Origin of the sequence: Nitrosopumilus cobalaminigenes (assembly GCF_013407145.1) — an archaeon.
Lineage (GTDB): Archaea > Thermoproteota > Nitrososphaeria > Nitrososphaerales > Nitrosopumilaceae > Nitrosopumilus > Nitrosopumilus cobalaminigenes.
Window position 1 is genome coordinate 1,327,870 of sequence record NZ_CP026993.1, and the last position, 24,845, is coordinate 1,352,714.

Sequence of the window (24,845 nt, forward strand, 5' to 3'; positions counted from 1 at the left end):
GTTGAAGTGTCTTTCAGTTTCACAACCATTTGCTGATTTAATTATTTTAGGAAAAAAAACTATAGAGTTAAGAAACTGGAATACTAATTTTCGTGGAGAATTTTTAATTCATTCTCCACGAAAAATTAGAGTGGAGGATTCTAAAAGACTAAAAATTGAAAAAAAATTTGTTACAGGTGCAATTATCGGTAAAGCACAATTGTATGATGTAAAACAATATAATTCAATTAAAGAAATAAAATCGGATCAAAAATTTCATTTTGCATCAAAAGAATTTCAAAACAAAACTTTTGGTTTTATGTTAAAAAATGCTAGACCATTAAGAATTCCAATATCTTGGAAAGGTCAATTAGGATTCTTTGATGTAAATATTCCTAAAACCAAAATCAAAAACAAAGAGATAGTGTCAGACATCATTGATGAAGAATACAGATACCAATGGATTGGACATCATTAGAAAAATTAAATCTTGAAACAAAATCGGACTAGTATATATAAAGGGCATATATAAAGTCCCACGTTATGCCTCAAACAAAACCAATTGTTAGTGTTGAAAATGTTGTAGCATCAGCATCAGTTGATCAAAAAATTGATCTAATTGAAATTACAGAAAAATTTCCAGATACTGAATATCATCCAGAACAATTTCCAGGATTAGTATTCAGATTAACAAATCCAAGAACTGCAACATTAATTTTCAGAACAGGTAAGATGGTATGTACTGGAGCTAAATCCGAAGAGATGGCAATAAAGGCAGTCAATACAGTTGTCCAAAAATTAAGAAAAGGCAAAATAAAAATTAAAAAAGATGCTGTAATTACAGTTCAAAACATTGTTGCAGCAATTAACCTAGGTGGCAAAATCCATTTGGAAAAAGCTGCAAGAACGTTACCAAGAAGTATGTATGAGCCAGAACAGTTTCCAGGACTCATTCATAGAATGTTAGATCCTAAAACAGTTATCTTGTTGTTTGCATCTGGGAAATTAGTATGTACTGGAGCTAAAAAAGAATCAGATGTTTACCGCTCTGTTCATAACTTACATGCATTATTAGAAGAAAAAACTCTAATGATTTATGACCAATAAATTATATGTTATTTTAAAAATTGACTAAAGATATTTTTGAAGATGAAAAGATCAAATTAACTCCTGAAAAAGGATTTGATTTGATTGGGATAGATTATTTTGCAGAGCCAGGTAATCAATTGTACTTAATTGAGCATTTTAAAATGTATCAAGATGCTTTGAATGCAAAAAAAGATAGAAAAAACCCAGATGAGTATTTTGTACTGTACAAGGGTACAGGAAATGAATTTTTTTGTAGATAGACTAGAAAAATCATAAAACTTTACAAAGTTTTACAAACTCTCTTATCATTCTGATGGAAGTTAAAAAAATATTGCCTAATGAAACAAGTGATTTAATCGATACACTGTATGAGAAAGATAATCAGGTTCAAACTGAACAAATCTCAAAACAAATTACTCGTAAAAGTGCAAAGGCAAAATATCAGATTTTTGATGAATCAGAATTTACACGTGGAAGAGAAGTTCTAGGAGACCTAATTGTGCACGGAATGATGGCCTCTGGAGGCACAGATATTGATTGGTTAATTGAACATAAAGGAAGTTTCATCATATTAGAATTCAAAGGATTTCATAATGATAAAATCAACATCGCAAAGGGTCAAATGATAGCATATGAAAAATTACACGAAAAACTGAATCTAGCTACAAAATGCTATCTTTATGTTGTAGGATGTGATGATATTGATTTTTCCAATCCTGATTCAACAATATGGATTTTTGAAATGAATCAATGGAAAGCAGATGCAATTCCCAAGAATACTACGGACATTTATGGTGATGATACAGGTAAACAAAACAAATTCATTGTTTACCGTGAATATATGGATGAAATTAGCGTAGAAAGATTACGAGATTTGGTTGATTCTCACTGGAAAGAGTTTGAATAAACTATGCAGTAAATGAAAAAGTATCAGATTTTGTTTCTTTTCCATTATCAACTATAATGGTATATGTTCCAGATTTTTCCCATCCGACACCACCCGCAATAGCCAAGGTTGAAAATCTACCATCACTTTTCAACGATATTTGTTCTGCCCAAACTAATTCATTGTTTTGATTTTCAATTGAAAGGTTTACAGTTCCAGATGTTTCAGATACACCACTTATTGATATTAGATCCTTGTTGGCATATGATGTTAAATCAGTTTCAATAGATAACGAAACTGGAGTTGTGTCTATCGGTGAATCAATTTTTGGAGTACCGATTGTAATGTCACTAAAGGATACTGCAGCTACAACGATTATTATCAAAGCTAAACCCCCAAGACCCATCATAATTTTTTTATTTTTTGATTTAGAGTATGATATTTCTGGTACAGAAGTTTGGAAAGATTGAGTTTGTTGTACAGATTGAGTTTCAGGAATTACAACATCTGGAATTACTGGTTTTTCTTCAGCAGGAGTTGGAGTAAATTCAGGTTTTTTACCCAAATGCTTTTCAGCTAATTTTCTCACATAGTTTCGCTCATAATTGCTAATGACTTCATTACGTTCACAAGCTCTACAGATTTGTTTTAGTATTCGATCGTCTCCAAAATCCTTATCCAAAAGAGCCTTTACATCATCCAGTAATGGATTAGTCATGTGTTTTTTCTCTCAAATTGATTATTTATGAATATATGTCAGAAAGCTATTTTGAATAGATTTTTTGGGCTTGGATAATGACGGTTCGAATGTAATCCTTGGCAGTTGAATCAGTAACACCCATTTGTTTTGCTCTTTGATATAGATCATTTTCTCTTGGATTTGTCAGATAACATTTCAAAAGATAGTTTAGTCTATGAGATCTTTTTTCATCACTTTTCATATTTTATTTTATTTTTTGGTACTAAAAAGGCCAGAGGATTATGACATAACCAATTAGAGGCCATTGTATCATAAAATTTGAATAAAAACATATGATCTTTTTTAAATAATACGAAAAAATGAATGCAAATGAAACGAATTGAGGCAACGGTTCAGGCAACTAAAATTGGTGCAGTCACTGAAGCAATCAGCGAAATTGTAGGTGGATTCACTATTCTGGAAGGAAAAGGTAGGGGTTCTGGAGCTAGACAAGAAATGAGATCTGGTAGAGGAACTGGTACTATTACTGCAGAATACAATGAAGTTGCAACTGTTAGTACAATTGTAGATGACTCAGACGTAGAAAAAATTTCCTCAGCTATTGCTGATGCAGCTTTTACAGGAAAAGGCGGAGATGGAATTATTATCGTATCCAATGTGGATACCGTCTTGAATATAGCATCTAAAAAGAGTGGTTCTGAAGCCCTCTAATCATTTTCTTTTATCAAATCTATATCATTAATTATTGAAAATTAAACTGCTGAGAGGGTGACAACCTCCTCTCAGGGGTGTTATCCCTTTGGGGGACATGTTTTTTGAAGGGATGGTGTAGTATTACAATTTGAGTATAAAAGCAAAGGATTTTGAAGATTATTGTTGACCTTCAATTCCCATTAAGGTTAGTGTTGATCTAATTTTTGGAATTTTTCTTATCTTCCAAGTAATAGTTTCTCGTAGGGCTTCTACTTGACTTGATTCTACTTTGGCCAAAATGTCATATGCACCAAAGGTACCATGTACTTCAACAACACCTTCAATTGATTTTAGTTCTGAGATTACTGCTTCTTCAGAACCAAGCTCACAGTTTATGAGAACATAAGCCGTTGCCAATTATGATTCAACTCCTATTTTCATACTTAAAATGCTCTCTTGAAATATATAAGAATAGTCCGATTTACTTAAAAATTCATTATAAAATTGGTCAGCATCATAAACAAATGTAAAGTAATTTTAAATTTTTTAAAAAACTTCTAAGGAGAGTTATAAGCATCATGCATAATTTTTTCTAATTCCTCAATATCTTTTGTAAAAGTGATTTTTGAACGTAGTTTAGAACCGCCATTCATTCCTTTAGTGAATCGCATAGCTTGACCTTTGATATTGGCAAATTTTATTTGGTATTTATTTGTGAGATGCAAATAATCAAAAAAAGAATTTAGTCTATCTTTGAATGAATATTCCTTGTAAGAATTGGTCTTCAAATAATCATTAATTTGTTCAAATAGAAATGGATTTCCCATTGCACCCCTACCAATCATTACATAATCACAATTTGTTCTATCAATCATGGTTTTAGCTTCTTCAGGTGTAGTGATATCACCATTTCCAACAATTGGAAGGCTAGAAATTTCTTTGAGTTCTTTGATTAATTCCCAATCAGCTTTTCCAGAATAACCCTGGCTAACGGTTCTTGGGTGCAATGTAATCATTTGAATTCCTTCATCTTCAGCAACTTCTGCAATATCTCGAAAAAGGAATTTGCTTGCATCAGTAACTCCTGAACGAATTTTTAGAGTTACAGGTTTTTTTACTGCATTGACAAGAGTGCTAAAAATTTGTTGAGTCAGATTAACTTCTTGTAATAGTGCACCTCCTGCCATTTGTGAAGTTATGTGAGGTGCAGGACAGCCCATATTGTAATCAATTATATCAAAATAAGGTTCTACAATCTTGGCTGCTTTTTCTAAAGCATGAAGTTCAGAACCGAACAATTGAATCGATAATGGACGTTCTTCATCAGAATATTCAATAAATTCTTGAATAGTTTTCATTTTTTCTCTAAGTTGATTTTCTTTAGCAATGATACTGTGAATGTTTGTAAATTCAGTTACTACTAATCCAGCACCCATTTTCTTACATTGTAATCGAAGTGCAGGATCACTTACTCCGGCCATAGGGGCCAAAAATGCTTGACTAGAAAATTTTGGAAGCATGGTGGAACTTTACAAATTGAATATATTTATCATTCAAAAATATGGAAAAATTGTATTAGTTATCTGGACAGCCGTCTTCATCTCTGTCACCATCATAATCCTCAGGGTCAAGAGGACACAAATCTTCATCATTTATGATATCATCTAGATCATCATCATGGACAAATCTTTGTTGTTCTGGAGCAGTATCTGGGCAGCCGTCATGATCATTGTATTTATTCCAGGTTTCTGGATTAGTTGGACATGAATCAATTGAATCATAGTAACCATCACCGTCAGAATCAATTCTTGTTGGAGTAGTAGATTCTGCGGCTAGTACATCAGGACAACCGTCCCAATCAAGATATCCATTAAAGTTTTCTTGTTCATCAATACATGCATCTTTTCTATCATCTATTCCATCACCGTCAGTGTCAGCAAAACTATGGGATGGTATAACAGAACCAGTAGAATCAGGACATCCGTCTTCATCCTGATAGAAATTATAAGTTTCAGGGTCTAATGGACATGCATCAGAAACATCAACAATTCCATCTAGATCAGAATCTAGAGTAAATACAAATTTGTCAGGACATCCGTCTTTATCTTGGAAGCCGTTAAATGTTTCAGGTTGACCAGGGCAGGAATCTAAATTATCTGGAATTCCATCGCCATCAGTATCTGGAGTGCCTTTGTTATCTGCCAAATTATCTGGACAGCCGTCAGTGTCTTGATACCTATTGTAAGTTTCTCTAGCATTAGGACACTGATCTACATTATCAGTAATACCATCAAAATCAGAATCGCCAAACGAGTCATAGGCTATAGTATCAGGGCAACCATCTTCATCTTGGAATCCGTTATATTTTTCAGCTAATGTTGGACATGCATCAAGTATATCTGGAATATAATCATAATCAATATCAGATAAAGCAGATTTTGAAAATCCTTCAATATCTGGACAGCCATCTGTGTCTAAGAAATTATTATAATTTTCTGGCTCATCAATACATGCATCCCATCTATCATCTATTCCATCTCCATCTTTATCTGGAAAAATGTAAGATGACACAATAGAGCCAGTAGCATCTGGACAGCCGTCACCATCTTTGAAAAAGTTGTATGTTTCTGGTTCATTTGGACATGCATCGTTAACATTTAGAATTCCATCCATATCTGAATCTAATTTAGAATCAAAGCTATCTGGACAACCATCAGTATCTAAGAATCCATTAAATGTTTCAGGTTGGTTTGGACAATGATCTAGATTATCAACTATTCCATCACCATCATTGTCTGATGTAAGTTTGTTATCTGGAATTAAATCTGGACAGCCGTCACTGTCAAGATATTTGTTGTAAGTCTCTTTGGAATAAGGACAAGCATCAAATTGATTTAATATTCCATCACCGTCAGTGTCACCAGTTATAGCAAGTTCGATTTCATCTGGACAACCGTCATGGTCTTGGAATTTGTTAAAATTTTCACGTTCTAAAGGACATGCATCAACAGAGTCAAGAATACTATCATAATCTGAATCAATTAATCCATTAGAAGCATTGCCAAGAACATCTATACAGCCGTCCCAATCAAGGTAACCATTATAATTTTCTGGTTCATTAATACATTGATCCCATCTATCATCTATTCCATCACCGTCAATATCTGGGAAAGAATATTGGGAATCAATTGAATCAACATTATCTGGACAACCGTCTGCGTCTTGGAATTTGTTGTAAGTTTCAGGCTCTAGTGGACATGCATCTAAAGCATCAGAAATACCATCTCGGTCAGAATCTCTTAAAGTAAAAGCATCATCTGGGCAACCATCTTTGTCGTCAATACCATTGAAAGTTTCAGCTCGACTAGGACACAAATCCATAAAATCAGGATAGCCATCACCGTCAGTGTCAATAATACCTTTTGGAGTATTAGGTGATAAATCTGGACAACCGTCATCATCTTGGAATTTGTTGTAAGTTTCTTTCACAGTGGGACAATTATCAAGATGATCTTGAATTCCATCATAATCAGCATCATACCATGGAACAAAGTCTGCCGGACAACCATCAATATTGTTACCATATTGTGGGTCATAATCTTCTAAAAGATGAGGACAAAAATCAAGAGCATTTGGAACACCGTCACCGTCAGAATCAATATCTTCAGCTGCAAAAACATTACCTGGCATCATGCCAATTGTGGATGTAAGTAAAAGTAAAAATCCTAAAAGATATTGTTTTTTCATGCTCTATGACTCCGCTATTATCAAGTATTTATTAAGTCTCACGTTGTAAGAGTTCTTCAAAAGTTAGAAATCAAGGAAACGGAGTTAGTTATCTGGGCAGCCGTCTAAATCTCTGTCACCATCATAATCCTCAGGGTCAAACGGACATAGATCTTCATCATTAATGATACCGTCTAGATCATCATCATGGACAAATCTTTGTTGTTCTGGAGCAGTATCTGGACAACCATCACTGTCAAGATATTTGTTCCAAGTTTCAGGACTAGTTGGACATGAATCAAGTATGTCAGGATATCCGTCACGATCAGAATCAGCATATTGTGGAGTAGTTGATTCAGCACCAGGAATGTCTGGACAACCGTCATGGTCTAAATAATCATTATAATTTTCTGGCTCATCAATACATGAATCCCATCTATCTTGAATACCATCACCGTCAGTATCTGGGAAGGTGTATTGTGGGTTTACAGAGTCAGTTGAGTCTGGACAACCGTCACTGTCAAGATATTTGTTGTAAGTTTCAGGCTCTAGCGGACATGCATCTACAATATCTGGAATTCCATCACCGTCAGTGTCAATTTTTGAAGATTGTTTATCTGGACAACCGTCTGCGTCTTGGAATCCGTTAAATGTTTCAGGTTGATTTGGACATAAATCTACAATATCTGGAATTCCATCACCGTCAGTGTCAGAAGTAAGTCTATTGTCTGCTATGTAATCCGGACAACCGTCATGGTCTTGGAATTTGTTGTAAGTTTCTTTTGCTAACGGACATAAATCTAAATCATCATAAATTCCATCACCATCAGTGTCAACTACTGCATTATAATCAACACTATCTGGACAGCCGTCTTCATCTTGGAATTTGTTATATCTTTCAGCTAAAGTTGGGCATTGATCTAAATGATCTGCAATACCATCATAATCAGCATCCAACATATCACCAGCTGTTGTACCAGGAATGTCTGGACAACCGTCATGGTCTAAATAATCATTATAATTTTCTGGCTCATCAATACATGAATCCCATCTATCTTCAATGCCATCACCGTCAGTGTCTGGGAATGTATACATAGAATCAATTGACATAACATTATCTGGACAACCGTCTGTGTCTTGGAATTTATTGTAAGTTTCAGGTTCTAGTGGACATGCATCTAGAGTATCAGAAATACCATCTCTGTCTATATCAGACATTAAACTTTTATCTGGACAGCCGTCACCATCTTGGAATCCGTTAAATGTTTCAGGTTGGTTTGGACATAAATCTAAATTATCAATTATTCCATCACCGTCAGTATCAAATGCAAATTTGTTGTCAGCAACATAATCTGGGCAGCCGTCTGTGTCTTGGAATTTGTTGTAAGTTTCAGGACTAAAAGGACAAGAATCATTATGATCTGCAATACCATCACCATCAGCATCACCAGTAATCATTAACTGTAAAACATCTGGACAACCGTCTGTGTCTTGGAATTTGTTGTAATTTTCACGATCTAGCGGACATTCATCTACATCATCTGGGATACCATCGTAATCAGCATCAGGAGCCTCCAAAGAGGTAACACCAGGAATGTCTGGACAACCGTCATGGTCTAAATAATCATTATAATTTTCTGGCTCATCAATACATGAATCCCATCTATCTTCAATGCCATCACCGTCAGTGTCTGGGAAGGTGTATTGTGGGTTTACAGAGTCAGTTGAGTCTGGACAACCGTCACTGTCAAGATATTTGTTGTAAGTTTCAGGCTCTAGCGGACATGCATCTAAAGTATCAGAAATACCATCTCTGTCAGAATCCTTTGAAGTCATTGTATCATCAGGGCAACCATCTTTGTCATCAATGCCATTGAAAGTTTCTGGTTGGTTTGGACAAGAATCCATAAAATCAGGATAGCCATCACCGTCAGTGTCAGCAATACCTTTTGGAGCATTAGGTGATAAATCTGGACAACCGTCATCGTCTTGGAATTTGTTGTAAGTTTCTTTCACAGTAGGACAATTATCAACATGGTCTTGAATTCCATCATAATCAGCATCGTACCATGGAACAAAATCTGCCGGACAACCATCAATATTGTTACCATATTGTGGGTCATAATCTTCTAAAAGATGAGGACATTGATCTAGACTGTTTGGAACACCATCACCGTCAGAATCAATAGACTCAGCTGCAAAGACATTGCCTGGCATCATGCCAATTGTGGATGTAAGTAAAAGTAAAAATCCTAAAAGATATTGTTTTTTCATTCTTAGATACTCCTAAGGGTCAGGACATCCATCAGTATCTCGGTCATTGTCATAATCCTCAGGTTCTAGAGGACACATGTCATTTTCATTTATTATTCCATCCAAATCAGCATCATGTTTGTAACGTGATTGTTCTGGTGCAATATCTGGACAACCGTCATGGTCTTGGTATTTATTGTAAGTTTCTTTTGAGGTACCACATGCATCTACATCATCATATATGCCATCCCCATCAGTGTCAACTCTAACATTTCCAGTTGGCAATATGTCAGGGCAACCGTCATAATCTACATACTTATTCCAAACTTCATTTTGATTTGGACACATATCCATTACATCAGGTACGCCATCACCATCTGAATCTGGTTGTGTATTATCAGTATCAGGGCAACCGTCGTCATCTTGGAAACCATTATAATTTTCAGCAACTAGAGGGCAATCATCATAAACATCGTTTATGCCATCATTATCAGAATCAATTACAAATGATTTTGATACTGAATCAGGGCAACCGTCGTCATCTTGGAATTTATTGTAAGTTTCTTTAGCAGTTGGACATGCATCGATTCCATCTGGAATTCCATCCATATCTCTATCATTCTTTAAGATATACTCATCAGGACAACCATCTCTATCTAGTATACCATTGAAAGTTTCTGGTTGATTTGGACAATGATCATCGTAATCATTGATTCCATCACCATCTGAATCTGGAGTACCCTTGTTGTCTGCTACATTATCAGGGCAACCGTCCAAGTCTTGGAATTTATTATAAGTTTCAGGAACAAGTGGACATTGATCATTTTCATCAATTATTCCATCAAAATCAGTATCCAATTTGGTAATAAAGTCAGGATAATCAGGACAACCATCGTCATCTTGGAAGCCATTGTATCTTTCCCTATCAAGAGGACATTGATCAACTGAATCTAATATACCATCAAAGTCAGAATCAGCCCCAGTTGGACTATCAGGACAACCGTCGTGATCAAGATAACGATTCCATGTTTCAGAAGCATCTGGGCATTGATCTAATGAGTCTCTAATCCCATCACCATCTGAATCTAAAACAGAAACATCAGGACAACCGTCGTGATCAAGATAACCATTTACAGTTTCAGCAGCAAGAGGGCATTTATCATTTAAATCAGAAATTCCATCACCATCATAATCTTGTCCAATTACTCCAGATACACTATCAGGACAACCATCAAAGTCATTAATTCCATTGTAAGTTTCTTTAGCTGTAGGACATTGATCCAAATTATCTGGAACTCCATCTCTATCTCTATCACCAGCGCCATAAGAATCTGGACAACCGTCTCTATCAAATACACCATTGAAAGTTTCTGGTTGATTAGGACACAAATCAGCAAAATCATTAATTCCATCACCGTCAGTATCAGGAACTCCTTTATCAGAACCTACAAAGTCAGGACAACCATCCAAGTCTTGGAATCTATTGTAAGTTTCTTTTACTTCAGGACATTGATCAATACTATTTGGAATTCCATCTAGATCAGAATCAACATCACTAGAATATGGTGGAATATCTGGACAACCATCGTCATCTTGGAAACCATTGTATCTTTCTGGATCTAATGGACAAGCATCATTAGCATCCATTATTCTATCACCATCAGCATCATTTAGTGTACCATCAAAAGATGGAGATGCATCTGGACAACCATCATAATCTGCAAATCGATTAAATGTTTCAGGATCATTAGGACATATATCAAATTGATCAGCTATGCCATCACCATCTTTATCATTAAATGAAGTATCTAATGCAACATCGGGACAACCATCAGTGTCTCTATAACCATTATACACTTCTGGTTCATTAATACACAAATCAATTTTATCTGGAATTCCATCATTATCAGTATCTACAAAACTAGAAGTGTTAATTGCATCTGGACAACCGTCTTCATCTTGGAATCTATTGTAAGTTTCAGCACTTAATGGACATTCATCAGCAAAATCTGGAACTCCATCTCTATCTCTATCACCAGCGCCATAAGAATCTGGACAACCGTCTCTATCGAGTACACCATTGAAAGTTTCTGGTTGATTAGGACACAAGTCAACTAAATCAATGAACCCATCACCATCGGAGTCAGGTGCGCCGCCGGCTCCAGCTCCAGGTAGAGTATCTGGACAACCGTCTTCATCTTGGAATTTATTGTAATGTTCTTTAAGATTTGGACATTGATCAATATGATCTTCTATACCATCATAATCTTCATCATACCAAGGGACAAAATTTGATGGGCAACCATCTACTGTTCCCTCATAATCTTCTTGTAAATTAGGACATGCATCCATAGAATCATCAACACCGTCTTTGTCTAAGTCATCAGCGGCATAAATTGGGTTAATAGGCATACTAGTTAATGTGGCTACAAGTAAGAACAGAAATGCTAAAGAGTGTATTTTTTTCAAAGCCTAAAAATACGTCGAGGATCCAGTTATTAAACCTCACTCTGAAATCGACTAAAAATTCGAATAGTTTTGGGTAAAGATTCCATGTTGGACAAAAATCTCGATCAATTTAAGTAAACCAGAACACGATCTGAACTCATGAGTTGTTCAGGGGAAACTGTCGAAGAAGAAGAGCAACTACTACAGATCAAACCAGTAATTTCTGCACAATTAAAAAAAGCAAAGTATGGCATAGCTGATCACTCAACAGTGGGACTTTGTCATTGGACAAAAAAATCATTCAAGCATGAAGGCAGTTGCTACAAACACAAGTTTTATGGAATTTCAACTCACAGATGCATGGAGTTTTCTCCGGCTGGAATGTATTGTGAAAATAGATGTGTGTATTGTTGGAGACCTATGGAATTTTATGATTCAATGAAAATGGAACCAGAACAAGTTGCAGAACCAAAACAAATTCTAACAAAGCTAATGGGTGAAAGAAAAAAATTGATCAATGGATTTTATGGAGATTCAAGAAATGATAAACAAAGATTAGATGAATCACTATTGCCTGCACATTATGCAATTTCACTTTCAGGTGAACCAACAATGTATCCAAAACTTCCAGAATTGATTAAATATCTTAATTCACTTGAAGCAACAAAATCAGTTTTTCTTGTTACAAATGGACAAGAACCAGATATGATTCAAAAGTTACAAGATGAAGATGCATTACCAACACAATTGTATCTTTCAACAAATGCTGCAGACTATGAATCATTTATGAGAATAAACAAGCCAAAATATGACGACTCATGGGAAAGATGGAATAGAACACTTGACATGTTAAAGGATTTGGATACAAGAACTGTATTGAGAATTACTTTGATTAGAGATTATAATGATCAAAAAGAATCAATCCCATTATTTGCAGAAATGTTCAGAAAAGCAAGTCCACATTTTATTGAAATTAAATCATATATGCACATTGGACGTTCAACTAATAGACTAGAGCACGAAAATATGCTAGAAATGGAAGAAGTGAAAAAATTTAGTGAAGAAATTGCAAAGCAGAGTAAAATATTTTCTATGATGGATGAAAGTATTGTATCAAGAATTTCAATATTACAAAATAATGAACGGTTTATTGATCGTTACATTCCTACTTATTCAAATACCATTTAGAAAATTTTTTTAGTGCTTTGTATCTATGAGATAATTCATTTTTATTATTCAGTTCAGCAAAAGTTTTCTTAAAATTATTTGGAATAAAAATAGGATCATATCCCCAACCTTTTCCTCTTTGGGTTTTAGATATAGTACCATTTTGTTTCCCATCAAAAGATTCCAAAAGTGTTTTGTCACAATAAGTAACGATTGAAAGAAATTTCGCCTTTCGATTATTTTTTATTAAATTAATAATTCCTTTGTTACCTATTGTTTTGAAAACATAGGATGAATATGGACCTGGAAAACCATCTAGAGAATCAACGAATAAACCATCATCTTCAATTATGATAGGTTTTTTGAATTTAGAAAAAGCATCTCTTGCTTTTACTATTGCTATGTCATGAAGTGAATTTGATTGAATTTCTTCTAAATCAGATTTTAAAAAACCAAGATTTATTCCAAAAGAATCTAAAATTTTTTTCGCTTCCTGATATTTGTGATTATTAGATGAAACAAAAAATAGATCAAACGACTTGTGCATATCTACCACGACTCTCTATATCTGAAACTAGTTTAGTAATTTTGGCATAATAGGCACTTCCAACGATGGATTGGTAACCATTAAGGAAATTTTTCCAAGAAGAAACCATGATTTTTGCATGTGCACTGTTGAGAATCTCTTTTATCAATCTTAAATCAACAGCATGATCTTCGGGTTTTATTGAAATTTGAGATAAACCAAAATCAATTACATAAACTCTGTTTTGAAACAAAATAAAGTTTGAAGTTGTTAAATCACCATGCATAACTCCATTCTTGTGTAATGTGCCTACTAATTTTCCAATATCTTTTGATAGTTTGATGATTTTTGATTCAGATAAATCATGTATAGGAGTTCCAGGAATTTCTTGCATTGTAATAGAAGTATTTTCTAAATTCACAAAGTAAACAAGAGGCGCATTGATGCCATACGACTTTACAAGAGATAACATTTGAGATTCTTTAATTGTTCTCTGTTTACGAATTTTGGAATCTAGTAAAGGATTTCTATATTTTTTGGCTTTTCTGATTTTCAATATTGCCTTTGAATTTTGCCAATTTGTTTGATATAGATCTGCTTCAGCACCTTTTTTGACTAATTTCATTAACATTATATCCAGAAGAATTCAATAAAAATTAATCATGGACGAGGGAGAGAAAAGAATCAAACAAGAAGATTGTAGTGAGGATAAATTAGGAGCAGGAATTTTAACATTAACAAATAAGAGATTAGCATTTGATAAAACAAATGCAAGAATTATGGATTTCTCCAAACGTTTTGGAGATACTGTACTAGATATTTCATTAGACAAGATAACAAAAACATGGAAAGAAGGATTGTTAATGAAAAAAGTGTGTTTTACAGCAAAAACAGAGGAAGGAGAACAAACTTTCAAGTTTGGTGTTTTCAATACAAAAAGCTGGGTCAAAATAATTGATCAAACAATTAGTGAAAACAAAAATCAGTAATCTACTTTAACAGAATCTAATCTCCAAGATTGTGTTACAAATGTATCTTTTAATGAAACACCCTGTTTAATTTGAGATTCTAATAGACCAGTCCAGCATATTTGACTACCACAGTCTCCAGCATATTTTAATGGGACTACAAAAAATTTGCAACCATGTCTTTTACATACATCTTTAAGCATTTCAGACAATCGTTTGTTAGCTGCAACGCCTCCAACAATCATTAATTCTTTTTTTCTAGTAAATGACAAAGCACGTTCTACGGCTTCACTAATCATTGCAAAAGCAGTTTCTTGAAGAGAGTAACATGCATCTTCTTTACTTTTCATTGCTACAGATTTTGTTGCTGACAATAATCCAGAAAAAGATACATCATTTCCCTTGACAGAATAAGGTAAAGTTACATAATTTGTAGAAGAATTTGCCAACTCTTCAATATTTTTTCCACATGGAGAGGCATATCCAATTGATCGTCCAAATTGATCAAGTAATTGACCCAGTGTAATATCTAATGTTTCACCAAATACTCTCCATTGCTTATTTAGAAATGCCAAAAGCATTGTATGTCCTCCAGAGACTAAAAGTACTAAGGGATTTGTTGCACCTGTAAGTAATTTTCCTAATTCAATATGTCCAATTGCGTGATTTACAGGATAAATAGGAATTTTGTAAAATGATGACAGAGATCTTGCAACCACAGCTCCAACCCGTAAACATGGACCCAAACCAGGACCAGCTGCATATGATATGATATCCAAATCCTTGATTGAAGCATTTGCTTCTTTCAGACAATCAGATAGAACTAGTGAACTGTTTTCAATATGATGGCGAGATGCTTCACGAGGATGAATTCCTTCCCCTTCTTCAGGTCGGTAAATTTTCCTAACATCAGATAATATCTTTCCTTTTTTCCCATTTTTTTCAATTATTGCACATGAAAACGTGTGAGCTGTGCTTTCAATTCCAAGACCCAACATATTAGCCACGACTTAGAGTAGAAACGATTTTGATAACATCGCCATTTTTTAGTTTTTGATCACCACTAATTCTTTGTTTTGTTTTGCAATCAATTGCATGTAAGAAGCCTTTTGCAATATCAGCATGGATTAAACTTGCCAAATCTTTTGCAGTAGAGTCTTGTGGAATTAATTTTGTATCAGGTAAAATAACACCATCTTTGTTTGTTAGCTTTGTCTCGTCTTCTACAGGATATACTACAATGAAATTTAGTGAATCAAACACTGCAGTGTTTAAAATTTTTTGAATTCCTGTGGAGGGGATTTTTGAAAAAACTGATGTTACTAAATCAAGAGCTTTTTGTTGGGGTGGAGGAATCTCTTTTCCTTCAACAATTGAAAATCCTTCATCACCAGAAGAATAGTTTACAATGCCAGCTTTTGATGCTTTACGTAAAAGTAATTCAGTTTCTGCACTACATGGTATAACATTATCTGATATTTTTTTGATAATATCAAGATCTTGACAAAGATCAGCTTTGTTTGCTGCAATTATCATAGGTTTTGTATTTTTTCTTAATTCTTTAACAAAAGTTTCAATATCATCATCATTCCATTCTTTAGGATTTTTAGCCATAAATCCTAACTTTTGGAGAATTTCTTGAACTTGAAAATCTTTAATTCCTAATCCAGAAAATCTTTTTGCAATACCATCAGTAAGTTTTGCTCTCTTTTGATCTATTTCACGAGTTATTTTATCCCATTCTCTTTTCAAAATATCTGCAAACCATTGATCGAATTCATCTTGAACAAATGCGACATCTTCTAATGGATCGTGAGTTCCAACTGGTACAGGTTGTCCTTGAATGTCTGTAGTTCCAGCAATATCAACAACATGAATTAAAACTTCAGCCTGTCTTGCATCATCAAGGAATTGATTTCCTAATCCCTTACCTTCATGTGCACCAGGAACTAATCCTGCGACATCAATGAGTTTAACTGGAATGAATCTAGTACCATTGACACATAAATCATTATCATGTTTAATTTCAAAATGTTTGCAAGCACAATCTGCTTTCACATATGCAACTCCAATGTTTGGTTCAATCGTAGTAAATGGGAAATTTCCTGAAGCTACAGGGGTTTCAGTTGCAGCTGAGAAAAATGTAGATTTTCCAACATTTGCTTTGCCTAGTAAACCAATTTGCAATAATTTGAAAAATCCAATTCTACTTATTAGTATTGCAGAAATCGTTTAATCTATGGATTATGATTTTAGGTCATGTCAATTGTAATTACAGGAAATCCAGGAGTAGGAAAACATACCATTACAGATGAAATTGTCAAGAGATTGAAATTAGATTTGTTAGACATCAATTCAATTGCAAAAGAGTCAGGATTATTTGAAAAAAATAGAGAGACAAATGACGTAGATATTGAAGAACTTGAAAAAATCCTAGATCAAAAAATTTCTGAAAAAAATGTGATTGTAGGACATTTGGCACCATATGTTTTAAAAAAGAATCAAGTGAAAACGATGATTGTGTTAAGACGAAGTCCTTACGAGTTAATTCAAGTTTACAGCACTAGAGAATATTCTGATCAGAAAATCAAGGAAAATACGGGAAGTGAAATTTTAGGAATTATCGCACATGACGCAATTAGTAAATTTCAAGAAAAAGTATTTCAAATTAATGTCACAGAGAAAACAATTTCAAAAGTAGTAGAAAATGTAATGGAGGTAATTACAAAGAATAATGGAAATGAGGAAGTTGATTGGTTAGAATTAGTACGAAAAAATAATGATTTGGGAAAATTTTTTGTTGATTGATTAAATAACGCCTTTGAATTTGATTAATTACTTGTTTGAAATATCCAAAACCGATTTAGCAGGAAGAATAGGCACACTCTACACAAATCATGGTAAAATTGAAACTCCAGCATATGTTCCAGTGATTCATCCTGTGAAACAAACTATACCATCTAAAAAAATTAGAGAAATTGGTTTTGATTTAGTTATTACTAACGCATACATTACTAGAAATAATTACGGTGAAGAAGCAGTTGAAAAAGGAATTCATAAAATAATTAATTTTGATGGAGGTATTATGACAGATTCTGGAGGATATCAAGTTCTTGAATACGGTGATGTTGACGTGTTGCCACCAGATATGGCAAATTTTGAAAAAGGTATCTTGACTGATTTTGCAATTCCACTTGATAAACCAACAGGGTATGGAATGCCAATTAAAAAAGCAGAAGAATATGTTAAACATACTCTGAATGTTTGTAAACAAACTCTAGATGATAGTGCAGACAATGGTCAAATTTGGATAGGTCCAATTCAAGGAGGGGAACATTTTGAGCTTGTTGGAAAATCTACGAAAAGTTTAGTCAATATGGGATTTCAAATGCTTGCATTAGGAAGTCCTGTGGAATTTATGGAATCCTACGAGTATAGATTATTAGCACAGATGATTGTAGCTGCAAAAAAACAGATGCCACATTCAATCCCATTACATCTATTTGGTGCAGGACATCCTCTCACCATTCCATTTGCAATAGCTTTGGGATGTGATACTTTTGATTCAGCATCTTACATGCTCTATGCTAAACAATTGAGATACATCACAGATGATGGCACACGATATTTATCAGACATTTCCGTATTTCCTTGTAATTGTGAAATATGTTCAAAATACACCCCTGATGAATTTCGTGAATTGGAGGCTACCAAAAAAATCAATGAATTGGCAATTCATAATTTGTATGCAATAAAGCTTGAAGTTGATAAAGTAAAACAAGCAATTCATGAAGGGAGATTATGGGAATACGTAATTAAAAAAGCAAGGGCCCATCCAAAACTATTTGAGATGATTGAGGTAATGACTGAAAATTATGAATTCCTTGGTTTGAGTACCCCTAAATTCAAAGAAAAAGCTATTTTCTTATTTAGTGAAGAGGATCAATATAGACCAGAAGTTCAATCTTTCCATAAGATTGTTAGAAAATTCAAATCAAAGAAAAAGAAATTAATCATAACTAAAGAATCCAGTACAAAACCAGGATATCTTTCTCGTCAATACACTGGATTGAAAAAGAAACTCAAAGATTTTGAATCATTTCAAATTTGTCAATACAATCCAATTTTAGGATTAATTCCAATAGAGATTTCAGATGTTTTTCCTGCAGCCCATCATGAAACATCAAGATTAGATTTTGAACCAAAAGTATTTCCTACATTTGAAAAAACATGGAATGAATTCTTTTCAAATAATAAATTCTCAGAGATACATTACGATAAGGAAAATGAATTTCTGAAGTATTTTGTAAAGACTTTACCAAAAGAGATCAAGAAAAAATCTTTTGCGTAATTAAAAATAAGAAAAAAGAATGTGCTAAAAGATGCTGCTTATAGAGCGGCGTCTTCTGCCCAACCTTTGATGAAGATACCGTTTTTGTGAAGAGGTACTGGTTGTCCAGCAGTGTAATTCATTGGTCTCATCCAAAAGATTGATTTTGTTGGGCATACACCGATGCATGCACCATCAGAAATACATCTTTCTGGGTAGAAAACAAATGCTTTACCTCTCTTCCAGCCTTCAACAGGTTTTACCCTAAGGACATCAGGACCAAGAGTTGTACAGATTTCTACACATAGTGCACATCCGATACATCTTTGTTCATCAATGTCTGGAAGTATTGCTATTGGCATTACAAAATTAAGATTGGTTGGTGACTATTTAAACCATGATTGAAATTCATAACCCTGTTATGAAAAAGATCGATTCAAAAAATATGCGCAGAATCTAGATTAAGAAATTTAAAAAACAAAAAGATAACGTGATGTGCACGTTTATTTTCTCATTGCGTCTATTTGACCAGAAGTTACCCAGTCAAGTAGTTCTGCTGAAGATGGATTAAGGTCTGCTTTTTGATTCATCAGATTGTTAACCCAGATCCAGTTAATTTGGTTTAGAAGTACTTTATTTCCTTCATCGCCTGCACGAGTTTTTGCTACGACAGCTTGATCTTGTTGAGCTATCCACTCATCATAGGTTCGTCCCATGAGGATCGGATCTTAGCTTACACTAATTAAAGCTTTTGTAGATTCCATGACAGGCATAATGATCGGATCGCCTCTAAGAAGGTATTAAGGTAGATTAGAATTCATTTTAATTCTTGAATGTTAAAGTTTTAGGTGCTGCAAACGAAGTAGGCAGATCGGGATTTTTAGTGGATTGTAATGGAACAAAATTACTGTTAGATTATGGCGTAATGTTTGGGCGTAGGGGTTCTCCTCCTCAATATCCACTTCATGTAAAACCAAAAGATTTGGATGCAATCATCATTACACATGCACATTTAGATCATTCTGGAAATGTTCCATCCCTTTTTGTAAGTGGGAATACTGACGTATATGCCACCCCTCCAACATTTGACCTTTCAAAATTACTGATTAATGATATGTTAAAAATTGAAAAAAATGCACATCCATTTGATCTGCCTGAATTGAATAATATGATGAAAAATGCTAAAGAAATCGGATTTAAACAAAAAGTAACCAAAGGAAATGCAACTTTCGAATTCAGAGAATCAGGACATGTGATTGGTGGAAGTACTGTATTAGTAGAATCAGAGAAAAAACGTCTTTTCTACACAGGAGACATCAAAACAAATGGCTCTCGAATGCTTAGAGAAATGGATTTAGACATTGGAGAAATTGATTTGTTAATTACCGAGAGTACATATGCAAAGACAGAGCAAAAACCAAGAATAGAATCAGAAACAGAATTAATTGAATTTGCAAATGAGGTAATGGATAGAAAAGGGATATTATTTATTCCTTCATTTTCAGTTGAACGTTCTCAAGAGATTGCTTGTATCTTAAGAAGTGCAAATTTCAAACATAAAATCATCATGGATGGTATGGCGCTCAAAGTAAATGAAATAATGTTTAAGCATCCAGAATATCTAAGAGATCCTAAAGTATTCTCTGAAGCAATCAAAAGTGCAACTGCAGTAAGAGAACATTCTGAAAGAAAACGAGCAATGGGTGAACCTTGTGTTGTAATATCTCCAGCAGGAATGTTAGTTGGAGGTAATGCAGTCTATTATTTACAACAATTATCTTTTGATAGTAAAAATGGAATTGCCCTAGTATCGTATCAAGGGGAAGGGACACCAGGTAAAAAATTACTTGATACAGGAATGGTGTCAACTAGAGGAAAAGATCTAAAGGTACAAGCAGAAGTAAAACAATTCCAGTTTTCTGGACACGCAGATAGAAAAGAATTGTTTGATATGATTAAACAAATTAAAGGAAATCCAAAGGTGTGTACTGTTCATGGTGATGCTGAATCATGCGAGATGTTTGCCAAAGAAATTCATGAACAATTTGGTTTAGAGACATTTTCACCTGCAGTAAATGATGAAATAACCATCTAAGATGCAAAAGAATCGCATCATAAACGTAGATAATTCAATTAACAGTGGTCAAGTATTTCTTTGGAGAAAAAATGGCAAATATTGGTACGGGGTCAATGGTCAAGATATTTTAAAAATAACTGATTCTGGAACGATCAAATCTTATCAAAATATTAAAACAGATTTTTTTCGAAAAAGAGATAATATTGAAGAAATAATTAAATCAATTTCAAAAGATGCCATTACAAAAGATGCAGTGAAACAATATCTAGGGTTAAGAATATTAGAACAAGATCCTTTTCAGTGTTTAATTTCATTTATTGTATCATCAAATTCTAACATTCAAAAAATTAAAAGTAGTTTAGAAAATATTTCAAGAAAATTTGGAAAAAGAGTAAAATTTGATAACCAAGAGTTTTTTTTATTTCCCAAACCATCTAAACTTGCAAAAGCATCAATAGATGAAATCAAAAGTTGTGGTGTTGGATATCGTGCCAAATTCATTAAAGAAGCAGCAAAGATAGTATTGTATAAAAAAATTGATTTTGAAACTTTACAAAAAGATAGTTATCAAGAAGCAAAAGAAAAGATATGTCAAATTCCTGGCGTAGGAAACAAAGTAGCTGATTGTGTTTTGTTATTTTCATTAAACAAACTAGATGCTTTTCCTTTAGATAGATGGATGATTAGAATATTAGAAAAATATTATTCTAAACAATTTCAACTTGAAACAAAAACAATCACAGAAAAACAATATGAAATTCTTCATGAAAAAATTGTGAAACATTTTGGTCCTTATGCAGGATATTCACAACAATTTCTCTTTAAGATGGAAAGAGAAAATTACCAAAAAAAGTGGCTGTAAACCCTTAAAATGGTAATTAATTGCTAGGTTTTTGGGCCCATAGCTCAGCATGGATAGAGTGCCGGACTTCTAATCCGATGGTCAAGGGATCGAAGCCCTTTGGGCCCGCTTAACAAAATTATTATTCAGAGTTAAGAGTAATTATTTATGAAAGATTTAGAATTCAAATTAAATTCAACAGACATCCATCCAAATTCAGAAATTAAAGGAACAATATCAGTATCATATCCAGGAAGATATGATGGGGTTGTGATAAACACACAAATTTTGGATTCAAATGAACACATCATTTACAAATCATATAACGATAAGAAAATCTCTCAGAATGTTTCAAGATTATTTATCAACAAAGATGTAATGCCTGAACATAAAGCAGAATTTACAGCATTGATTGATTTTGTACCAAATCAAGATCATGAAGTAAAATTTAGAGTTTCAATTATTGAACAGCACAAAGAAATTGAAAGTCAGATAATTTTTGCAAAGTATTCTATCTAGAATCTACTCTTTTCCACTGAAATAGAGCCAGTCATCCATGGATGTGGTTGACAGTGATAGTGTACTTCTTGGGGTTCAGTAAACAAAAACTCGTATGTATCTCCAGGTTTTAAGACTCCAGTAGAACCAAAGTCGCCTGAATAACCATCTGCATGACGATGATCAGGAGTTACAGTATGAGCAGTATCATCATCATTTACCCACCTTACATTATTTGTAAATGTCAATAGTACTGTTGGATCATTTGGAACATAATTCTCATTGCCCTCAATTACAGCACCTGGAACAATTTTTATTTCAAAAAATTCTTCTTCAGGATGCAAAATATGATCAGCTACAGATGGTTTTGCCATAGATTCAGGAAGATAAAATGAAGTGTAAAAGACGGTAACTGCACTCATTCCAACAATTAGTGCAATCAATCCTATACCATATGCATGACTTGATGTAGGTGAACTCATTATTTTTTCACTCCATTAACATCAGGATTTGTATCAGCTCCAACTCCTAAATCAGCCTGAGTTTTTGGTGTAGGTACTTCAGGTGCTAATTCTTTTGTTTCAGGTTTACTATTAGAAGTTCCTTCACCTTCAGGAAGTTTACTTTGTTCTACTGATTCTTCAGATTCTGCAAGCATTGGTTTTTCTTCAACTACAGGCATAGGTGCTGGTGGAGGGGCATTCTTTTGCTGACTCATTGCATATCTATACACATGGAAGAATGCTGCAAATACTAACAAAATGATTCCAATAAAGAATAGAGAGATATTCTTCATTCCAATCAATGCTGCATTGTATGCTGCAATATTCAAGAATACTTGGAATGCTAATAGTGCAACCAGTAACCAATTAATCCATTTTTCAGATAGATTAATGGTAGCTACCTTTTGTGGACCATTACTTTTAGCAAGTTTTGATTTTCTTTCTGCTTCATTTGCTAGCTTAATCATCATGTAAGTAAATCCAAATCCTAATGGAACTAGCAATATCATCACACCATAGAAGAATATTGGATCAATTACCAGACGTTCTACTAATGGAAGTGAGATATCAGGTGAGATATAGAATCCCCAGTATGTTGTAACCATAATTTGGGCAAGACTGGTAATACCAAATGCAGTGATTATTGGTCTATCCCTCCATGAGAATTTCTTGTATCTGTCGATGAATGGGATTAACACGAATGATATAATGAATAATAACGGCCACAGCAACCCAGTTACAAATTTGTCATATTGTGTCCTCATGAATGCATAGATTCCTGTAAGATACCATTCAGGGACAGTGACACCAGGCGGTACTGTGGGTTCAAACTTGAATCCCATATCAATTGGGAAGACACCACCAGTGATCAAAATAGCACCACCAATTGCCATTACCATTGGTACATCAAATACCAAGAATCTTGGGAAATGCACGGCCATTAATCCTAGCATTACAATAGGTAGCAAGAACACATGTTGTGCATAGAATCTTAATACAAAGTCGGAGAACCCACTACCCAGCGCCGCATCACGAATTGTTGGTCCGACAACTGGAATTGATGTGGTTAACGACGCTGCAATACTAATTGCAAGTTCCGCTCGTTCACTAAATATAACATCATATCCTGTAAATGCTTCAAGAATTGTAACAGTACCAAGAATGACACCAGTCATCCACAAAACTTCATTCCTAATTTTGTATCTTCCACTAAAATACTGATAATACATGTGAAGTACAGCTAAAAGAACCATAGCATTTGAGCCATGATAGTGAATATTTCTAATATGAAAACCAAATGGGACTTCATCATTAATGAATTGAACACTGTCCCAAGCTCTATCCAAAATTGGTTGATAGTAAAACATCAACAATGCTCCTGAAACTCCAAGAATTATGAATACAATGAATGTGAGCATTCCCAAGAATCCAAATGGACTTACAAATCTTGCAGGGAATGAAAATTTAATTGCAGTAAAGATAGTTCTGTCTACTCCATCCCAGAGCCAATAAAGGAATGCTACAACCCCAGTTCTTCTTTCAAGCGAAACGGCCATATCCAATTACTCCATTATCATTTGCGTTAAACTTTGGTGGCATGATGAATACAAGACCATCTGAATCAATATCTAAAGTTAATTTAGGCAATGTGTTTGATGGTGCAGCTTGAACTGATGCTGGACCAACAAATGCAGTTCCAGTTAGCGGGTCATACATACTACCATGACATGGACATTCACCTCTTTTTCTTCCATCATCAGGCCAATATTTCCAAAGACACCAAAGATGTAAACAAATCATACTAAAAGCTCGTAACGAAGAAACATCATTTTTTCCTCCACCTAGTTCTTCAGGAAGTCTAATGAATTGCCACTTACGAAATGCTTCTGCATCAAGTGCTGCATCACCAGTTGCCGGATATGTAATTACTTCAGCGTGATTAATTGGGTAAGTATTGATATTTGCTTGAGTGCCATCAGGTAAAATTACTGGAACTCTTTCAAGGGATGCCTGATTAGGGTTTGGCATGAAATTACCAAATGGAACAAAAGGCGCAAAAGCCAATCCTGTGCCTGCCGCACCCATCAATTTTAGAAAGTCTCTTCGGGATAATCCGCCAGACTTTTTTGTCCCCAGTTCTGACATTCAGCTTTCGTACTCG

28 protein-coding genes and 1 tRNA gene are annotated in these 24,845 nt (G+C 34.3%); 13 read left to right on the forward strand and 16 right to left on the reverse strand.

The features are described 5' to 3' along the window. Position 1 precedes the first annotated feature (1 nt). The 4 genes from C5F47_RS08225 (at position 2) to C5F47_RS08240 (ending at position 1,975) form a co-directional block, all read left to right on the forward strand. Complete coding sequence (locus C5F47_RS08225; RefSeq protein WP_179360595.1) at positions 2-457, forward strand: ASCH domain-containing protein; 456 nt, start codon at positions 2-4, stop codon at positions 455-457. A 65-nt stretch (positions 458-522) separates the two neighbouring features. Beyond that, positions 523-1,086: a TATA-box-binding protein gene (locus C5F47_RS08230; protein ID WP_014965831.1), complete on the forward strand. Its 564-nt coding sequence runs from the start codon at positions 523-525 to the stop codon at positions 1,084-1,086. A gap of 20 nt (positions 1,087-1,106) precedes the next feature. Next, positions 1,107-1,328: a hypothetical protein gene (locus C5F47_RS08235; RefSeq protein ID WP_179360596.1), complete on the forward strand. Its 222-nt coding sequence runs from the start codon at positions 1,107-1,109 to the stop codon at positions 1,326-1,328. 53 nt (positions 1,329-1,381) lie between these two features. Continuing rightward, complete coding sequence (locus C5F47_RS08240; RefSeq protein ID WP_425489564.1) at positions 1,382-1,975, forward strand: hypothetical protein; 594 nt, start codon at positions 1,382-1,384, stop codon at positions 1,973-1,975. 1 nt (position 1,976) lies between these two features. Here C5F47_RS08240 and C5F47_RS08245 read toward each other — a convergent pair whose 3' ends face one another. Further along, on the reverse strand, positions 1,977-2,672 hold the full coding sequence (locus C5F47_RS08245) for a hypothetical protein (RefSeq protein ID WP_179360597.1): 696 nt from the start codon (positions 2,670-2,672) through the stop codon (positions 1,977-1,979). 46 nt (positions 2,673-2,718) lie between these two features. Continuing rightward, on the reverse strand, positions 2,719-2,895 hold the full coding sequence (locus C5F47_RS08250) for a hypothetical protein (RefSeq protein WP_179360598.1): 177 nt from the start codon (positions 2,893-2,895) through the stop codon (positions 2,719-2,721). Between the two features lie 128 nt (positions 2,896-3,023). Here C5F47_RS08250 and C5F47_RS08255 point away from each other — a divergent pair, with 128 nt between their 5' ends. Then, positions 3,024-3,365, forward strand: coding sequence for a P-II family nitrogen regulator (locus C5F47_RS08255; RefSeq protein WP_179360599.1), 342 nt, complete (start codon positions 3,024-3,026; stop codon positions 3,363-3,365). Positions 3,366-3,524: 159 nt separating this feature from the next. Here the strand turns inward: C5F47_RS08255 and C5F47_RS08260 are convergent, their stop codons facing one another. From C5F47_RS08260 to C5F47_RS08280, 5 genes are all read right to left on the reverse strand, one after another. After that, a complete protein-coding gene (locus C5F47_RS08260) occupies positions 3,525-3,764 on the reverse strand; it encodes an Lrp/AsnC family transcriptional regulator (protein WP_012215907.1) in 240 nt (79 codons plus the stop codon). A gap of 140 nt (positions 3,765-3,904) precedes the next feature. Next, a complete protein-coding gene (gene dusB / locus C5F47_RS08265) occupies positions 3,905-4,867 on the reverse strand; it encodes a tRNA dihydrouridine synthase DusB (RefSeq protein ID WP_179360600.1) in 963 nt (320 codons plus the stop codon). Between the two features lie 55 nt (positions 4,868-4,922). Continuing rightward, on the reverse strand, positions 4,923-7,094 hold the full coding sequence (locus C5F47_RS08270) for a thrombospondin type 3 repeat-containing protein (protein WP_179360601.1): 2,172 nt from the start codon (positions 7,092-7,094) through the stop codon (positions 4,923-4,925). An 84-nt stretch (positions 7,095-7,178) separates the two neighbouring features. Beyond that, positions 7,179-9,347 (reverse strand): thrombospondin type 3 repeat-containing protein, encoded by a 2,169-nt coding sequence (locus C5F47_RS08275; protein WP_179360602.1) that lies wholly within the window; start codon positions 9,345-9,347, stop codon positions 7,179-7,181. Positions 9,348-9,359: 12 nt separating this feature from the next. Continuing rightward, positions 9,360-11,738 (reverse strand): thrombospondin type 3 repeat-containing protein, encoded by a 2,379-nt coding sequence (locus C5F47_RS08280; RefSeq protein ID WP_179361830.1) that lies wholly within the window; start codon positions 11,736-11,738, stop codon positions 9,360-9,362. A gap of 195 nt (positions 11,739-11,933) precedes the next feature. On the opposite strand from C5F47_RS08280, the gene twy1 reads away from it, so the two are divergent. Beyond that, a complete protein-coding gene (gene twy1 / locus C5F47_RS08285; RefSeq protein WP_179360603.1) occupies positions 11,934-12,962 on the forward strand; it encodes a 4-demethylwyosine synthase TYW1 in 1,029 nt (342 codons plus the stop codon). Here the strand turns inward: twy1 and rdgB are convergent. Then, positions 12,940-13,488 carry an RdgB/HAM1 family non-canonical purine NTP pyrophosphatase gene (rdgB, locus tag C5F47_RS08290; RefSeq protein ID WP_179360604.1) on the reverse strand — a complete coding sequence of 183 codons (549 nt, stop codon included), beginning with the start codon at positions 13,486-13,488 and terminating at the stop codon, positions 12,940-12,942. The two genes, twy1 and rdgB, sit on opposite strands and share 23 nt — an antisense overlap. After that, positions 13,472-14,092, reverse strand: a complete 621-nt coding sequence (locus C5F47_RS08295; RefSeq protein WP_179360605.1) for a KEOPS complex kinase/ATPase Bud32 — start codon at positions 14,090-14,092, stop codon at positions 13,472-13,474. The genes rdgB and C5F47_RS08295 overlap by 17 nt, the downstream gene beginning before the upstream one ends. 37 nt (positions 14,093-14,129) lie before the next feature. On the opposite strand from C5F47_RS08295, the gene C5F47_RS08300 reads away from it, so the two are divergent. Next, on the forward strand, positions 14,130-14,456 hold the full coding sequence (locus C5F47_RS08300; protein WP_179360606.1) for a hypothetical protein: 327 nt from the start codon (positions 14,130-14,132) through the stop codon (positions 14,454-14,456). Here the strand turns inward: C5F47_RS08300 and kae1 are convergent. Both kae1 and C5F47_RS08310 read right to left on the reverse strand, forming a co-directional pair. Continuing rightward, complete coding sequence (gene kae1 / locus C5F47_RS08305; RefSeq protein WP_179361831.1) at positions 14,450-15,433, reverse strand: KEOPS complex N(6)-L-threonylcarbamoyladenine synthase Kae1; 984 nt, start codon at positions 15,431-15,433, stop codon at positions 14,450-14,452. The genes C5F47_RS08300 and kae1 overlap by 7 nt on opposite strands. A gap of 1 nt (position 15,434) precedes the next feature. Further along, positions 15,435-16,622, reverse strand: coding sequence for a redox-regulated ATPase YchF (locus C5F47_RS08310; RefSeq protein WP_179360607.1), 1,188 nt, complete (start codon positions 16,620-16,622; stop codon positions 15,435-15,437). Between the two features lie 72 nt (positions 16,623-16,694). On the opposite strand from C5F47_RS08310, the gene C5F47_RS08315 reads away from it, so the two are divergent. Both C5F47_RS08315 and tgtA read left to right on the forward strand, forming a co-directional pair. Further along, positions 16,695-17,243 carry an adenylate kinase family protein gene (locus C5F47_RS08315; protein WP_179360608.1) on the forward strand — a complete coding sequence of 183 codons (549 nt, stop codon included), beginning with the start codon at positions 16,695-16,697 and terminating at the stop codon, positions 17,241-17,243. 31 nt (positions 17,244-17,274) lie between these two features. Next, entirely contained in the window at positions 17,275-18,786 is a 1,512-nt protein-coding gene (gene tgtA, locus C5F47_RS08320; RefSeq protein WP_179360609.1) for a tRNA guanosine(15) transglycosylase TgtA, read from the forward strand. Positions 18,787-18,824: 38 nt separating this feature from the next. Here tgtA and C5F47_RS08325 read toward each other — a convergent pair whose 3' ends face one another. Together C5F47_RS08325 and C5F47_RS08330 are read right to left on the reverse strand one after the other, a co-directional pair. Next, positions 18,825-19,127 carry an ATP-binding protein gene (locus C5F47_RS08325; protein ID WP_007403030.1) on the reverse strand — a complete coding sequence of 101 codons (303 nt, stop codon included), beginning with the start codon at positions 19,125-19,127 and terminating at the stop codon, positions 18,825-18,827. A gap of 141 nt (positions 19,128-19,268) precedes the next feature. After that, positions 19,269-19,481, reverse strand: coding sequence for a hypothetical protein (locus C5F47_RS08330; RefSeq protein ID WP_179360610.1), 213 nt, complete (start codon positions 19,479-19,481; stop codon positions 19,269-19,271). A 113-nt stretch (positions 19,482-19,594) separates the two neighbouring features. On the opposite strand from C5F47_RS08330, the gene C5F47_RS08335 reads away from it, so the two are divergent. The 4 genes from C5F47_RS08335 to C5F47_RS08350 all read left to right on the forward strand — a co-directional run bounded on the left by C5F47_RS08335 (position 19,595) and on the right by C5F47_RS08350 (position 22,202). Continuing rightward, positions 19,595-20,860 (forward strand): MBL fold metallo-hydrolase, encoded by a 1,266-nt coding sequence (locus C5F47_RS08335; RefSeq protein ID WP_179360611.1) that lies wholly within the window; start codon positions 19,595-19,597, stop codon positions 20,858-20,860. A gap of 1 nt (position 20,861) precedes the next feature. Next, positions 20,862-21,704, forward strand: a complete 843-nt coding sequence (locus tag C5F47_RS08340; protein ID WP_179360612.1) for a DNA-3-methyladenine glycosylase 2 — start codon at positions 20,862-20,864, stop codon at positions 21,702-21,704. Between the two features lie 33 nt (positions 21,705-21,737). Next, positions 21,738-21,812 (forward strand) — tRNA-Arg (locus C5F47_RS08345). A gap of 39 nt (positions 21,813-21,851) precedes the next feature. Then, complete coding sequence (locus tag C5F47_RS08350) at positions 21,852-22,202, forward strand: hypothetical protein (RefSeq protein ID WP_179360613.1); 351 nt, start codon at positions 21,852-21,854, stop codon at positions 22,200-22,202. Here C5F47_RS08350 and C5F47_RS08355 read toward each other — a convergent pair. Genes C5F47_RS08355 through C5F47_RS08365 form a run of 3 tightly spaced genes read right to left on the reverse strand, consistent with a single transcriptional unit; the run spans position 22,199 to position 24,829 of the window. Next, entirely contained in the window at positions 22,199-22,663 is a 465-nt protein-coding gene (locus C5F47_RS08355) for a cupredoxin domain-containing protein (protein ID WP_179360614.1), read from the reverse strand. The genes C5F47_RS08350 and C5F47_RS08355 overlap by 4 nt on opposite strands. After that, positions 22,663-24,240: a cytochrome b gene (locus C5F47_RS08360; RefSeq protein WP_179360615.1), complete on the reverse strand. Its 1,578-nt coding sequence runs from the start codon at positions 24,238-24,240 to the stop codon at positions 22,663-22,665. Before C5F47_RS08360 ends, C5F47_RS08355 begins: the two co-directional genes overlap by 1 nt. After that, complete coding sequence (locus C5F47_RS08365) at positions 24,224-24,829, reverse strand: Rieske (2Fe-2S) protein (RefSeq protein WP_179360616.1); 606 nt, start codon at positions 24,827-24,829, stop codon at positions 24,224-24,226. The genes C5F47_RS08360 and C5F47_RS08365 overlap by 17 nt, the downstream gene beginning before the upstream one ends. Positions 24,830-24,845 lie beyond the last annotated feature (16 nt).